This is a genomic window from Mycolicibacterium sarraceniae (assembly GCF_010731875.1).
GTDB lineage: Bacteria > Actinomycetota > Actinomycetes > Mycobacteriales > Mycobacteriaceae > Mycobacterium > Mycobacterium sarraceniae.
The window spans coordinates 2214822-2228310 of record NZ_AP022595.1 but is presented as its reverse complement, the minus strand read 5'-3'; the positions used below and the strand labels follow the sequence as shown (position 1 = coordinate 2228310).

The following is a 13489-nucleotide window of genomic DNA, read 5'->3' as shown; positions in this document are numbered from 1 at the left end:
ATCAGCCCTTGACCAGGGTGAACTGACCGATGTTGGTGATCCCGCGGCGGAAGAAGTCCGCGCAGCCGGTCAGGTACTTCATGTAGCGGTCGTAGATCTCCGCCGAGGTGATCGCGATCGCCTCGTCCTTATTGGCAACCAGCTTGGTGGCCCACATGTCCAACGTGCGCGCGTAGTGCTGCTGCAGCAGGTGGACGCGTTCGAGGGCGAAGCCGGAATCGGCCGCGAGTACCTCGATGTCCTCGACCGCGGGCAGCTGACCGCCCGGAAATATCTCGGTGCCGATGAACCGCATGAACTTGAGGTCGCTGATGGTCAGCTTGATCCCGTTCTCGCGGAAGAATTCCTGAGTGTGCGCCAGGATCGTGTGCAGCAGCATGCGGCCGTCGGCGGGCAGCAGGTTGTAGGCCTTCTCGAAGAACAGCGGGTAACGCTCGGCCTTGAACGCCTCGAAGGCGCCGATGCTCACGATTCGGTCGACGGGCTCATCGAACTCTTCCCAACCCTGCAGTCGCACCTCTATCGATCGCGTGGTGTCGAGGGCGGCCAGGCGCGCGCGGGCAAACTCCGACTGATTTTTGCTCAGCGTGATGCCGATGACGTTGACGTCGTACTTCTGCACCGCCATCTCGAGGGCACCGCCCCAGCCGCAGCCCACATCGAGAACGGTCATGCCTGGTTCCAGATTGAGCTTGCCCAGAGCGAGGTCGAACTTGGCGTTCTGCGATTCCTCGAGCGTCATATCGTCGCGCTCGTAGTAGCCACATGTGTAGCCCATGGTCGGGCCGAGGAAGAGGGCGAAGAAGTCGTCAGAGACATCGTAGATCGACTGTGACTCCTCGTAATAAGGGGTCAAATTCGCGTCTACGTCCACCATCGACAGATACCTTCCAGCTTCTACTCATACGGTCGGATACCGCGAAAAGCGGGGTGTTGCACGTTGTTGCAGCGGTCCCCCGACCAAGACCAGGAGCCTAGCCAATTCGTCTATGAAATGCACAGAGTCATCTATGACATGCAGAAGGCGGGGGTGGCTCACAATCAGTATGTGTAGAAGCCCTTGCCGGATTTCTTGCCCAGCAATCCGGCCTCGACCATGCGCAGCAGCAACGGTGGCGGCGCGTAGTGCGCATCCTTGAGCTCGTCGTACATCGAGTCCGCGATGAGCTTCATGGTGTCCAGGCCGATGAGGTCGGAGAGTCGCAGCGGTCCCATCGGATGCGACAGGCCGGCAACGATCGCGGTGTCCACATCCTCGATGGTGGCAACGCCCGCCTCGACCATCCGGATGGCCGACAACAGGTAGGGCACCAGCAGCGCGTTGACGACGAACCCGGAGCGGTCGCCGCAGCGCACGACCTTCTTGCCGAGGACCTCACTCGCGAACTGCTCGACATTTGCCACGGCAGCGTCGGAGGTGACCAGCGTGTTGATGACTTCCACCAGGGGCAGCACCGGCACCGGGTTGAAGAAGTGCAAGCCCAGCACCCGGCTCGGATTCTGGGTGGCCGCAGCGATTTTCATGATCGGGATGCTCGAGGTGTTGGATGCCAGCACCGCGTCGGGGTCGGTGATGATCCGGTCGAGTTCGGCGAAGATCTTGCCCTTGACCGTCTCGTCCTCCACAACCGCCTCGATGACGAGCTGACGATCGGCCATATCGGCGAGATCGGTCGTGAACGTCAGTCGGGCCAGCGCGGCGTCGCGATCTGCCTCGGTGAGCTTGCCTTTGCTGGCCGCCCGCTCTAACGAACCGGTAAGGCGTTTACGTCCGCCGGCGAGGAGTTCTTCGGTTGGCTCAAAGACGATGACGTCTGCGCCTGCCTTGGCTGCGACCTCGGCGATACCGGAACCCATCTGCCCCGCACCGACCACACCAACTCGTTGAATGCTCACTTATTCTCCTCACGCATCAGGCCCCGCCCAATATAAGGACGGGGCCTGATGTGACTAACAGCGGCTCTCTACCGGGCTCAGCGGCTCAGTGGAATTGGCCCTCTTCGGTCGAGCCCGCGAGAGCCGTCGTCGAGCTCGTCGGGTCCACAGTGGTGGCGATCCGGTCGAAATAGCCGGCGCCGACCTCGCGCTGGTGCTTGGTGGCGGTGTAGCCACGCTCTTCGGCGGCGAACTCGCGCTCCTGCAGCTCGACATAGGCGGTCATCTGGTTGCGGGCGTAGCCGTAGGCCAGATCGAACATCGAGTAGTTGAGGGCGTGGAAGCCAGCCAGAGTGATGAACTGGAACTTGAAGCCCATGGCGCCGAGCTCCTTCTGGAACCGGGCGATGGTCGAATCGTCCAGGTGCTTGCGCCAGTTGAACGACGGCGAGCAGTTGTAGGCCAGCATTTGGTCGGGGAACTCGCTCTTGACGCCCTCGGCGAAGCGGCGGGCCAGGTCCAGGTCCGGGGTGCCGGTCTCCATCCAGATCAGGTCGGAGTAGGGCGCGTAGGACTTGGCACGCGCGATGCACGGCTCCAGGCCGTTCTTCACCCGGTAGAAGCCTTCCTTGGTCCGCTCACCGGTGATGAACGGCTGGTCGCGCTCGTCGACATCGGAGGTGATGAGCGTCGCGGCCTCGGCGTCGGTGCGGGCGATGACGACGGTCGGTACGTCGGCGACGTCGGCCGCGAGACGCGCCGAGGTCAGGGTGCGGATGTGCTGCTGGGTCGGGATCAGAACCTTGCCGCCGAGGTGGCCACACTTTTTCTCCGAGGCCAGCTGGTCTTCCCAGTGCGAGCCCGCGACACCAGCGGCGATCATTGCTTTCTGCAGCTCGTAGACGTTGAGCGCGCCACCGAAACCGGCCTCACCGTCGGCGACGATCGGGGCCAGCCAGTTTTCCACCGAGGTGTCACCCTCGACCTTGGCGATCTGGTCGGCGCGCAGCAGCGCGTTGTTGATGCGGCGTACGACCTGGGGCACTGAGTTGGCCGGGTAGAGGCTCTGGTCGGGGTAGGTGTGGCCGGACAGGTTCGCGTCACCGGCGACCTGCCAACCCGACAGGTAGATGGCCTTCAGGCCGGCGCGGACCTGCTGGACGGCCATGTTGCCGGTCAGCGCGCCCAGCGAGTTCACGAACTCCATCTCGTGCAGCTGGTTCCAGAGCACCTCGGCGCCGCGGCGGGCCAGGGTGGCCTCCTCGACGACGCTGCCCTGCAGCGCGACAACGTCGGCCGGGGTGTAGGTACGGGTCAAGCCCTTCCAGCGGGGATTGGTGTCCCAGTCCTGCTGGATTGCTTCTGCGGTCTGCGGCTGGCCAACGGTGGACATGCCTGCTCCTTGGGGATCGAGGTTGCCACCTTGACGGGAAATGAACTGTTAACGCCAACGCGGCTTCGCTTGTGTTCTGACCCGAGCATGCCTTGCATCATCAGTGCAGTTCAAGCCGTTGTGAGTGCCAATTTTCGCCAAAGGGTCCCGCTATTTTGCAAATCTTGCGAAGGACACCGTGGCCTGAACCGGTTCAGTGGTTACCGTTCAGTAGCTTCTTTTCGCAGGTCAGTACGCTCGTACTGTTAAACCGCGTCACTCAGAGCGGGAAGATCGCGGCGAGGGCTTTGATCTCCTCGCCGACGACGTATGTGAGCGTTCTAACAGTGCGATCGGCCAGGTCCGGTCCGAACTTGTCGGTGGAGCCCGGCGGGTAGACGTGCAGCAGAATTTCCAGCTTGTCACCGAGAGCCACCGGCGCATCGTGCTCGATGGCGATGCGCAGCGGGGCCTCCAACAACTCGGGATGGGGTGCCAGGAACTCCTCGACAACCTTCCAGTAGACCGAATTGTTGACGTGGTCGAACAGATCGATATCGCTCACCCGGATCGGGAAGTCGCGGATTTCGGTGGCGTCGTGGCGCGAGCCGGCGCTCAGATAGGACTTCCAGCGCAGCCTGCCCTCGCTGGTCGTGCGCTTCAGACCAGCCAGGAAGTCATCGGAAATCCGGGCCGGTCCCTGCGTCTCCCGGTTGATGTTGATCCAGAAGGCTTCGGATTCGATGAGGCCGCGACCGCGCACCCCATCTATGCGGACCCGCATCTCGCACCAACGATTCGAGGTACCCGAACACCAGCGCCGCATCCGCAGCGTTTCCTGGAATTCGATGGGGCGGATCAGGTCGACCATCGTGCGCCGGACGATCCACAGCGGATGTGTTTCCTCCTGGCCCATTTCGCGCAGCTGGTCCTGGCCGATGTCCTGGATATGGCGGCACGCCGCGTCGAGCCGCAGCCGGCCCACGCGGTCGATATCACCGACGCGCAGCGGCCATTGCCGGTCGAATACATCGGGATGCGGATCGGGGACGGGCATCAGCACTTTGCTCAGTCCGCTGGTGGCGATGCGCTCAGGTGTAGTCATGTGCGGTCCTTTTCCCCATCCCAGCGCGATCATGCCAAAAGGCCAGGTGAATGCCAACCAGCCTGCGTTGCCAACGCTGCGAAGACCGTCTTCGCAGACCGTCGGTAGGCTGGGCAGGTGGCCAAGACGTTCGTCGGCTCCCGAATACGACAGCTGCGCACCGAACGCGGATTCAGCCAGGCCGCACTGGCCCAGATGCTGGACATCTCACCCAGCTACCTCAACCAGATCGAGCATGACGTCCGTCCGCTGACCGTCGCGGTGCTGCTGCGCATCACCGAGGTGTTCGGGGTCGACGCCACCTTCTTCGCGTCCCAGGACGACACCCGGCTGGTGGCCGAACTGCGCGAAGTCACGATGGACCGCGACCTCGATCTCGACGTCGACATGACCGAGATGGCCGATATCGTCAACACCCACCCCGCCGTCGCGCGCGCGATCGTCAACCTGCACCGCCGCTATCGCATCACCACCGCTCAGCTGGCGGCCGCGACCGAAGACCGGTTCGCTGATGGCAGCGGAAGCGGCGCGATCACGATGCCGCACGAGGAAGTCCGCGACTACTTCTACCAACGCCAGAACTATCTGCACGAACTCGACACGGCCGCCGAGGATCTCACCATCCGGATGCGTATGCACCGTGCCGAGTTGCCGCGCGAGCTATCCGACCGGCTCACCATGGTGCACGGCGTGCACATCATCCGCCGCGTCGATCTCGGCGACACCGTGCTGCACCGCTACGACCCGACGACCCGCACGCTGGAGATCAGCAACCACCTGTCGTCGGGGCAGCAGGTCTTCAAGATGGCAAACGAGCTGGCGTATTTGGAGTTCGGCGACCTGATCGACCGGCTGGTGCACGAGGGCAAGTTCACCAGCGAGGAATCCCGGACGCTCGCCCGACTCGGGCTGGCCAACTACTTCGCCGCCGCCACCGTGCTGCCCTACGGTCAGTTTCACCACATGGCCGAGGACTTCCGCTACGACGTCGAACGGCTCTCGGCCTTCTATCAGGTCAGCTACGAGACCATCTGCCACCGGCTGTCGACGCTGCAGCGGCCCTCGATGCGCGGCGTCCCGTTCTCCTTCGTCCGCGTGGACAAGGCCGGCAACATGTCGAAACGCCAGTCCGCCACCGGTTTTCACTTCTCCTCCGCCGGCGGCACCTGCCCGTTGTGGAATGTCTACGAGACGTTCGCCAACCCGGGAAAGATCCTGGTACAGATCGCGCAGATGCCCGACGGGCGGAACTACATGTGGGTGGCGCGAACCGTCGAACGGCGGGCGTCCCGATACGGCCAGCCGGTCAAGACGTTCGCAATCGGCCTCGGTTGCGAGGCTCGCCACGCCAGCCGGCTGGTCTACTCGACGGGTCTGGATCTGTCTTCGGACAGCGCGATCCCGATCGGCGCCGGCTGCCGAGTGTGTGAACGGGACAACTGCCCGCAGCGCGCCTTCCCGGCTTTGGGCCGGGCGCTGGATCTCGACGAGCACCGCAGCACGGTGTCGCCCTATTTGGTCAAGGAGTCTTGATGGCCCAACGCATTCCACCCGGCGGCCGACGCGAACTCGGGTTGCTCAACTGGGGTATCGCTCGCGCGGGTGCGCGCTCGATTCGCGCCCCACAGATGAACCTGTTCAATGTCCTGGGTCAGCACAAGCTGCTGTTTCTGTCGTTCCTGCCGTATTCGGGCGTGCTGCTGAACTGGGGCAAGCTGCCCAAACGCGATAAGGAGCTGGTGATCCTGCGGGTGGGTCATCTGCGCAACTCGGAGTACGAGTTGCAGCAGCACCGCAGGCTGGCCAAGTCCCGGGGTCTGGATTCTGCGTTGCAGGACAAGATCTTTGCCGGCCCCACGGCCGAGGGGCTGACCGACCGTCAGCGTGCCCTCCTCACCGGGGTCGACGAGTTCGTGCTCAACCGGGACATCAGCGATAACACGTTCGCCGATCTGTCGGCACACCTGTCTCGCGAACAGGTGATCGAATTCTGCGCCCTGGCAGGGCATTACGACACCATTGCCGCCATCCTGACCACACTGCGCGTCCCGATGGACTTCCCCGACTAACACAGCGTAGATGCTGGAGACATCCTGTAACCAACCTGGCGAACAGCTGGCAGGCCCTAAATGGCCTACAGGTAGGTGACCCCGAGCACGATCAAGGTGAAGATCACCGGCGAAACCGGCACGCAGCCCAGAAACGCCGCCCACACCATCCGCTTGAGCCGGTAATTGCGCCACGCCAGAAAGCCGATCGCAGCAGCCAACACCAGGATCACTGCGGAGACAATCAGTACCCAGAAGCTGACATCGGCACCGTTGGTAGCGATGGAGATACCGATCAGCCACAGGATGTGGCCGATGACCAGTCCGCCGATACCGGCGATCAGTGTGGGTCTCAAAAGTTGATCATGTGGCCGGTGAGACCGTGGAAGCATTCTTGGAGTGCTTCCGACAGCGTCGGATGGGTGTGCACATTGCGGGCAAGTTCGGTGGCCGTCAGATCCCACTTCTGAGCCAGGGTCAGCTCGGGCAGGAGTTCGGAGACATCCGGTCCGATCAGGTGTCCGCCGATAAGTTCGAGGTGCTTCTTGTCGGCGATCAGCTTCACGAAGCCGGTCGGGTCGGCCAAGCCGTGCGCCTTGCCGTTGGCGGTGAACGGGAACTTGGCGACGACGACGTCATAGCCTTCGTCGCGGGCCTGTTCCTCGGTCAGGCCGAAGCTGGCCACCTGCGGCTGGCAGAACGTCGCCCGCGGCATCATCCGGTAGTCACCGAGGGCCAGGGTCTCAGCTCCCGCGATGGTCTCGGCGGCAACCACGCCCATCGCCTCGGCGACGTGTGCAAGCTGAAGCTTGCCGGTGACGTCGCCGATGGCGTAGATGTGCGGCACGTTGGTGCGCATGTAGTCGTCGATGCCGATGGCCTTGCGGTCGGTCAGCGCCACACCGGCCTTGTCGAGTCCGAAGCCTTCGACGTTGGGGCCAAAACCGATGGCCTGCAACACCTTATCGGCCTTGAGTTCCTCGGTCTTGCCGTCCTTGCTCACCGTCACGGTGACCTGCGAGCCGTCATCGTCAATGGATTCGACCTTGGTGCCGGTGAGGATCTTCACGCCGAGCTTCTTGTACTGCTTCTCGATCTCCTTGGAGACCTCGGCGTCCTCGTTCGGCAACGCGCGAGGCAGGAATTCGACCATGGTGACGTCGACGCCGTAGTTCTTCAGGACGTAGGCGAACTCCATGCCGATCGCGCCCGCGCCGGCGATGATGATCGAGCCCGGCAGCTCCCGGGACAGGATCTGCTTTTCGTAGGTGACGACGTTCTCGCTCAGCGAAGTACCCGGCACCAATCGGGTGCTGCTGCCCGTGGCGATGATGGCGTTGTCGAATTCGACCTTTTCGGTGCCACCCTCATTGAGGTTGACCTCGAGGCTGTTGGGACCGGTGAACGTCCCGTAGCCGTGAATCTCAGTGATCTTGTTCTTCTTCATCAGGAAGTGCACGCCGGCCACCCGGCCGTCGGCGACCTTGCGGCTGCGGTCGAAGGCCGCTCCGTAATCGAAGGTGGCCTCGCCGCTGATGCCGAAGGTCTTGGCTTCCTTGGTGAAGATGTGGGCCAGCTCGGCGTTGCGCAGCAACGCTTTCGACGGGATACAGCCGACATTGAGGCAGACTCCGCCCCAATATTTGGGTTCGATGATGGCGGTGCTCAGTCCGAGCTGCGCGGCGCGGATCGCCGCGACGTACCCGCCAGGACCTGCTCCGAGAACGACGACGTCATAGTGAGTCACGTCGTCAGCCTATCGTCGGACGCGCAATCCATTCGAAGTAGTAGGCACCGTGCAGCAGCGCGGCGGTGGCCACCGAGGCCAGCGGTGCCGACATCAACGCGATGGCCAGCGCCGTTACCGACGGCCGGTTCTGCACCATGGAAACCAGCATGCTGCCCACCGAGCAGAAGATCAGGTAGATCAGCACGAAAAACACCGCCGGCGTCTTGTTCAGCGAGGTGTACCACCAGAAGTAGAAACCCAGGCCGGCCGCGGCGGCCAGCACCCAGACCGCCGCCACGATGAACACGAACTGCCACCGCTTCACGAACTGATATGTGCCCGTCGTCGCCGTCGCCGCGGGCGGAACCACCACCGGTTCGGCGTGCAACGAGCCGTTGATCGGGTGCAGGAACGCATCGGTGTCGAAACTCTCCAACTCGCTGAACGCGATGGACGGCCCCGAGACCTCCGCCTCGGGTTCGTCGGTCAGCGATTTGAGGACCTCCGGGTGCGGTCCGGTGTCGAAGATCGGCGCGTGATGCGGTTCGGTCGACGGAAGGGACGTCTTGTCAGCCACTGGACACCACCTGAACCAGAACCAATGCCCCCAACCAACCCGGCGCCATCGCCAGGATGAACGCCCCCGCCGTCGTGATCCAACGCCGCCTGGAGAACAGGATGAGCAGCATTCCGATCACACTGGGAACAGCCACCACCAAGCCCACGACGAGATCGGGGCGAACCGGCGTCTTGACCAGCACGGTGGCCGCGACGGCCGCGATCAGCCCGGTCGCGGTCCCGACCAGCAACGCGCTTGTGAGCAGCCATGCCCGAGGCAGGGGTATCACGCTTATGAGCGTACGTGCCCCCACGCCGACTACGGCTGAACGACTCCGGCGTGCCGAACAGGGATTGCACAGGCGTCGGCAGCCTCGGCGACCACCAGACCGGCCCGTTCGGGTGGCCGCGCACCACGCTCGTAGTCGGTGCCGGTCAGCGGCAACGTGCTGGCCAGCAACTCATTCTCGGCGTCGGTGAAGACGCGGCCCCGGCTCAGGAACCGCATGCCTTCGGGTGTTTCCAGGCTGAAACCACCACCGCGACCGGGAACGACGTCGATCACCAGCTGGGTGTGTTTCCACGTCTGGAACTGCGAGCCCGAGATCCACACCGGAGCGCCCTCGAGAAACCCGAGCAGCACATCACGATCACCGACGATGAACTCCCCGTCGGGGTAGCACATCGGAGACGATCCGTCGCAGCAGCCGCCGGACTGGTGGAACATCACCGGGCCGTGCCGTTCCTGCAGGCGATGCAGGAGTTCGGCGGCCGCCGCGGTGATCAATGCCCGCGCCGGTACCTCCGCACTCACTAGAAGAACCCCTGCGCCTTGTTCGAGTAGGAGACGAGCAGGTTCTTGGTCTGCTGGTAGTGATCCAGCATCATCTTGTGGTTTTCCCGGCCGATACCGGATTGTTTGTAGCCGCCGAACGCCGCATGCGCCGGGTACTGGTGGTAGCAATTCGTCCAGACGCGGCCGGCTTTGATATCGCGGCCAGCACGGTAGGCGGTGTTGCCGTCACGACTCCACACCCCGGCACCCAGCCCGTACAACGTGTCGTTGGCGATACCGATGGCCTCGGCGTAATCGGTGAACGAGGTGACCGCGACGACGGGCCCGAAGATCTCTTCCTGGAAGATCCGCATCGCGTTGTGGCCGGTGAAGATCGTCGGCTGCACGTAATACCCGCCGCCCAGGTCCCCGCCCAGGTCGGCGCGTTCACCACCGGTGACGACCCGCGCGCCTTCGCTCTTGCCGATCTCAATGTAGGACAAAATCTTTTCCAGCTGATCATTGGAGGCCTGCGCGCCGATCATGGTCTCGGTGTCCAACGGATCACCCTGGCGCACAGCCTTCGTGCGGATGGCGGCCATCGCTAAAAACTCGTCATAGATATCGGCCTGAATTAGCGACCGGGACGGGCAGGTGCAGACTTCGCCCTGGTTGAGAGCGAACATCGTGAACCCCTCCAACGCTTTGTCCTGGTAGTCGTCATTGGCGGCCATCACATCGGAGAAGAAAATGTTGGGACTCTTGCCGCCCAACTCCAGGGTGACCGGGATCAGGTTCTGGGAGGCGTACTGCATGATCAGCCGGCCGGTAGTGGTCTCCCCGGTGAACGCGATCTTGGCGATCCGGTTCGATGACGCCAACGGCTTACCGGCCTCCACACCAAACCCATTGACCACGTTGAGAACACCAGCGGGCAACAGATCAGCGATCAACGACATCAAATACAGCACCGACGCCGGAGTCTGCTCGGCAGGCTTGAGCACCACCGCATTACCAGCCGCCAACGCCGGCGCCAGTTTCCACACCGCCATCAGGATCGGGAAGTTCCACGGGATGATCTGGCCGACCACACCGAGCGGCTCATGGAAATGATAGGCGACGGTGTCCTCGTCGATCTGGCTCAGCGCGCCCTCCTGGGCGCGAATCGCAGCGGCGAAATAGCGAAAGTGGTCCACTGCCAACGGAATATCCGCATTCAGGGTTTCCCGAATCGGCTTACCGTTATCCCAGGACTCAGCCAGCGCGATCGACTCCAGATTCGCCTCGATACGATCGGCAATCTTGTTCAGGATCACCGCGCGTTCAGCAGGCGCGGTCTTCCCCCACCCCGACGCGGCAGCATGCGCAGCATCCAACGCCAGATCGATATCGGCATCCGTCGACCGCGCCACCTCACAAAACACCTCACCCGTCACCGGCGTCGGATTCTCGAAATACAAACCACCCAGCGGCGCAACCCACTCACCACCAATGAAATTCTCATAGCGGGACTGGAAGGCCATGGCCGAGCCCGAGCCGGGGCGGGCGTAAACAGTCATCAAGACTCCTTCTCTAAGAGTTACTTTCGGTGTTACGAACAGCGCGAACCGCTGGTGAAATCGACGACGGCAGCACCATCGACCGGTCTGCGGGATAGCGCACGGTCACCTCGACACCGCCGACGAAACGATACGGCTGAGCGGCAAGCAGACCCACGAACTGCTTACGCAGACGGGACAATTCGGCCCGAACGGTGACCACTCGGGTGCGGTCGCCGTACAGATCGGCGGCCAGTTCGGGGGCGGATCGTCCGCGCGGATCCCGCGCCAGAATCAGCAGGATCTCGGCGTGGCGCAGCGAGATGTCGTGGCACCACCGTCCGAACTGCCCCGCCATGTCCAACGCGGGTGCGCCCGCGGCGCTGAGGTCGAGCGTCACCCGCGTCGGGTCAGGTGCGTCGTCGTCATCGGTGGGCCGGACCAGCCAGCCACCGGGAAGCACGTCGACGTCGCAGACGCCGAAGGTGGGGATCCAGGCCCGGCCCGGCGCGATACCGTCCGGCAACAGGATGCGGTTGTGCGGCGGCAGCGAGTCGACGGCCGCCACCCAGCCCTCGGAATCGACCGCGAGAGCGGGCTTGCCGATGCGGGCCAGGATCGGAGCTGCGACCATGCGCAACCGGTTCAAGGTGCGGTCATGTTGTTCCCGCAGGTTCGATTCGGCGAGCCGGGCGACCGCGTCGACCAGAGCCACCGTCGTCGGATGCACCGTCGCGGCGGGGCCGGATACATCGACGACGCCGATCACGTGCCCGGTACGCGGGTCGCGGATGGGGGCACCAGCGCAGGTCCAGGAGTGGTGGGTGCGCATGAAGTGCTCGGCCGAGAACACCTGGACGGCACGGTTGGACACCAGGGCGGTACCGATCGCGTTGGTGCCGACCTCGCCTTCGGCCCAGTGCGCACCCTCGATGAACCCGAGGCGGTCGGCGTTGCCCAGCACCGCCGGCGAGCCGGAGCGCCACAGCACCCGCCCCTGGGAGTCCGCAACGACGAGAATGTTGGCGCCGTCGGCGACGATCGATTCCAGCCCGCGGGAGATCTCGTCGAGCACGGTCATCAGTCCCGATGCCCGCCGCAGCGTCTCCAGACCGCCGGATTCCACCACCGGACGCGCGCGGCGTTCTGGGTCGACACCGGCAGACATCATCCGCCGCCAGGAATCGCCGATTACGTCCCGCGGCCGGGCCGGTGCCCGGTGGCCGGACATCGTCGCGTCATAGACAGCCGACATCAGCCGCGCGTACGTGCGTGGATCCTCCCCGACGGCGACGGCGGGTTCAGGCACAGACAGACCTTGCATTACTGCCGATTGTGCTCTGCATCTCAGCGGTAAACCAGACCGCCGTCGATGAGACCCGATGAAGGGCTCATGATTCGCCGTTCGGGTCGACCAGAACTTTCATCTTCGTGCCGGCGTGCAGCGCCTCGAAGCCCTCGTCGATCACGTCGTCGATGGGTATCGTAGTGACCCACCCGGTGGTGTCGTAGGCACCCTTGGCCATCAGGGCGATGACGGCCTCGAAGTCTGCACCCGTGTAGCACAATGACCCCTGGATGCGACTCTCGTTCATAACCAGATTGAGAAGCGGTGTTTCCAAGGGCTTTTCATAGATCGCCACGCTGACCATCGGCTTGCGTGAACCCACGCAGGCCAGCGCCGTCGCAACAGCCGGGGTGACACCGGCAGCGTCGAACACCGCATCGGCGCCGTCGCCGGCGGTGTGCTCGGCGATGAAGCCGGGGACGTCGAGCGCGGCAGGGTCCAGCGTCGCGGCGCCGAGCGCCTCGATGGCCGCGCGCCGGGTCGGGGACGGTTCAACGACGAAAACGTCGTCAAGTCCCTTGCCGCGCAACGCGAACCACAGACCGATCCCGATCGGCCCGGCACCGAAGACCATGGCGGTGTCGCCGGGACGGACGTCGCCGAGCGTGGCGGCGTGGTAGGCCACCGACATCGGTTCGACGAGGGCCCCGAGCTCGAGTGAGACGTTGTCGGGCAGCTTGTGCAGCATGGAAGTCGGCACCACCGTGTACTCGGCCATGCCGCCGTCGGACATCAGGCCGTGGAAGCCGATCTGTTGGCACACGTTGTAGTTGCCAGCCAGGCACGGTGCGCAGTGGTCGCATTTGTAGATCGGTTCGACGGCGACGCGGTCTCCCACCGCCCATCCGGTGACGCCGTCGCCCACGGCGGTGATGGTCCCGGAGAATTCGTGACCGATTGTCAGCGGCAGCTGTTGATGAGTAAGCGGGTGCGGCGCGGTGGGGACGAAGATCGGCCCGGCGTAGTACTCGTGCAGGTCGGTACCGCAGATGCCGTTGAAGCCCACCTTGAGCTTGACCGTCCCCGGGGTGGCCTGCGGTTCGGCGACATCATCGATCTCGATCTTGTTGGGTCCGTAATAGACAGCTGCTCTCATACGCCAGTTCTATGTGACGGCGACCACACCCGGAAAGAGTTGCAG

General features: G+C 63.8%; 14 protein-coding genes. 2 read left to right on the top strand and 12 right to left on the bottom strand.

Annotated elements, in window-relative coordinates; all coding sequences use genetic code 11:
• Window position 1: 1 nt before the first annotated feature.
• From G6N13_RS11080 to G6N13_RS11065, 4 genes are all read right to left on the bottom strand, one after another.
• The gene (locus G6N13_RS11080; protein ID WP_163697013.1) at window positions 2–877 is read right to left on the bottom strand and encodes a cyclopropane mycolic acid synthase family methyltransferase; all 876 of its coding nucleotides are present in this window, start codon (window positions 875–877) and stop codon (window positions 2–4) included.
• 164 nt (window positions 878–1041) lie between these two features.
• A complete protein-coding gene (locus tag G6N13_RS11075) occupies window positions 1042–1857 on the bottom strand; it encodes a 3-hydroxybutyryl-CoA dehydrogenase (protein WP_407663922.1) in 816 nt (271 codons plus the stop codon).
• A gap of 124 nt (window positions 1858–1981) precedes the next feature.
• Window positions 1982–3268 carry an isocitrate lyase gene (gene aceA / locus G6N13_RS11070; RefSeq protein ID WP_163697009.1) on the bottom strand — a complete coding sequence of 429 codons (1287 nt, stop codon included), beginning with the start codon at window positions 3266–3268 and terminating at the stop codon, window positions 1982–1984.
• 259 nt (window positions 3269–3527) lie between these two features.
• A complete protein-coding gene (locus G6N13_RS11065) occupies window positions 3528–4352 on the bottom strand; it encodes an acyl-[acyl-carrier-protein] thioesterase (RefSeq protein ID WP_163697007.1) in 825 nt (274 codons plus the stop codon).
• 117 nt (window positions 4353–4469) lie between these two features.
• Here G6N13_RS11065 and ramB point away from each other — a divergent pair, with 117 nt between their 5' ends.
• Complete coding sequence (gene ramB / locus G6N13_RS11060; protein WP_163697005.1) at window positions 4470–5885, top strand: acetate metabolism transcriptional regulator RamB; 1416 nt, start codon at window positions 4470–4472, stop codon at window positions 5883–5885.
• Complete coding sequence (locus G6N13_RS11055; RefSeq protein ID WP_163697003.1) at window positions 5885–6421, top strand: carboxymuconolactone decarboxylase family protein; 537 nt, start codon at window positions 5885–5887, stop codon at window positions 6419–6421. Before ramB ends, G6N13_RS11055 begins: the two co-directional genes overlap by 1 nt.
• Before the next feature lie 65 nt (window positions 6422–6486).
• On the opposite strand, the gene G6N13_RS11050 is transcribed toward G6N13_RS11055, so the two are convergent.
• The 8 genes from G6N13_RS11050 to G6N13_RS11015 form a co-directional block, all read right to left on the bottom strand.
• A complete protein-coding gene (locus G6N13_RS11050; protein WP_163697001.1) occupies window positions 6487–6756 on the bottom strand; it encodes a hypothetical protein in 270 nt (89 codons plus the stop codon).
• Window positions 6753–8147, bottom strand: a complete 1395-nt coding sequence (lpdA, locus tag G6N13_RS11045; RefSeq protein WP_163696999.1) for a dihydrolipoyl dehydrogenase — start codon at window positions 8145–8147, stop codon at window positions 6753–6755. Before lpdA ends, G6N13_RS11050 begins: the two co-directional genes overlap by 4 nt.
• Window positions 8148–8151: 4 nt before the next feature.
• Window positions 8152–8706: a hypothetical protein gene (locus tag G6N13_RS11040; RefSeq protein WP_163696997.1), complete on the bottom strand. Its 555-nt coding sequence runs from the start codon at window positions 8704–8706 to the stop codon at window positions 8152–8154.
• Complete coding sequence (locus G6N13_RS11035; RefSeq protein WP_163696995.1) at window positions 8699–8977, bottom strand: putative holin; 279 nt, start codon at window positions 8975–8977, stop codon at window positions 8699–8701. The genes G6N13_RS11040 and G6N13_RS11035 overlap by 8 nt, the downstream gene beginning before the upstream one ends.
• Before the next feature lie 29 nt (window positions 8978–9006).
• Entirely contained in the window at window positions 9007–9501 is a 495-nt protein-coding gene (locus G6N13_RS11030) for a DUF779 domain-containing protein (protein WP_163696993.1), read from the bottom strand.
• On the bottom strand, window positions 9501–11021 hold the full coding sequence (adh, locus tag G6N13_RS11025; protein ID WP_163696991.1) for an aldehyde dehydrogenase: 1521 nt from the start codon (window positions 11019–11021) through the stop codon (window positions 9501–9503). The genes G6N13_RS11030 and adh overlap by 1 nt, the downstream gene beginning before the upstream one ends.
• A gap of 13 nt (window positions 11022–11034) precedes the next feature.
• Window positions 11035–12324 (bottom strand): GAF domain-containing protein, encoded by a 1290-nt coding sequence (locus G6N13_RS11020; RefSeq protein WP_163696989.1) that lies wholly within the window; start codon window positions 12322–12324, stop codon window positions 11035–11037.
• A 67-nt stretch (window positions 12325–12391) separates the two neighbouring features.
• Window positions 12392–13444 (bottom strand): 2,3-butanediol dehydrogenase, encoded by a 1053-nt coding sequence (locus G6N13_RS11015; RefSeq protein WP_163696987.1) that lies wholly within the window; start codon window positions 13442–13444, stop codon window positions 12392–12394.
• Window positions 13445–13489 lie beyond the last annotated feature (45 nt).

Excerpts from the sequence above, each read along its gene's own strand:
- G6N13_RS11080 (WP_163697013.1), bottom strand. The coding sequence starts at position 877 with ATGGTGGACGTAGACGCGAATTTGACCCCTTATTACGAGGAGTCACAG.
- G6N13_RS11075 (WP_407663922.1), bottom strand. The coding sequence starts at position 1,857 with ATGGGTTCCGGTATCGCCGAGGTCGCAGCCAAGGCAGGCGCAGACGTC.
- aceA (WP_163697009.1), bottom strand. The coding sequence starts at position 3,268 with ATGTCCACCGTTGGCCAGCCGCAGACCGCAGAAGCAATCCAGCAGGAC.
- G6N13_RS11065 (WP_163697007.1), bottom strand. The coding sequence starts at position 4,352 with ATGACTACACCTGAGCGCATCGCCACCAGCGGACTGAGCAAAGTGCTG.
- G6N13_RS11055 (WP_163697003.1), top strand. The coding sequence starts at position 5,885 with ATGGCCCAACGCATTCCACCCGGCGGCCGACGCGAACTCGGGTTGCTC.
- adh (WP_163696991.1), bottom strand. The coding sequence starts at position 11,021 with ATGACTGTTTACGCCCGCCCCGGCTCGGGCTCGGCCATGGCCTTCCAG.
- G6N13_RS11020 (WP_163696989.1), bottom strand. The coding sequence starts at position 12,324 with ATGCAAGGTCTGTCTGTGCCTGAACCCGCCGTCGCCGTCGGGGAGGAT.
- G6N13_RS11015 (WP_163696987.1), bottom strand. The coding sequence starts at position 13,444 with ATGAGAGCAGCTGTCTATTACGGACCCAACAAGATCGAGATCGATGAT.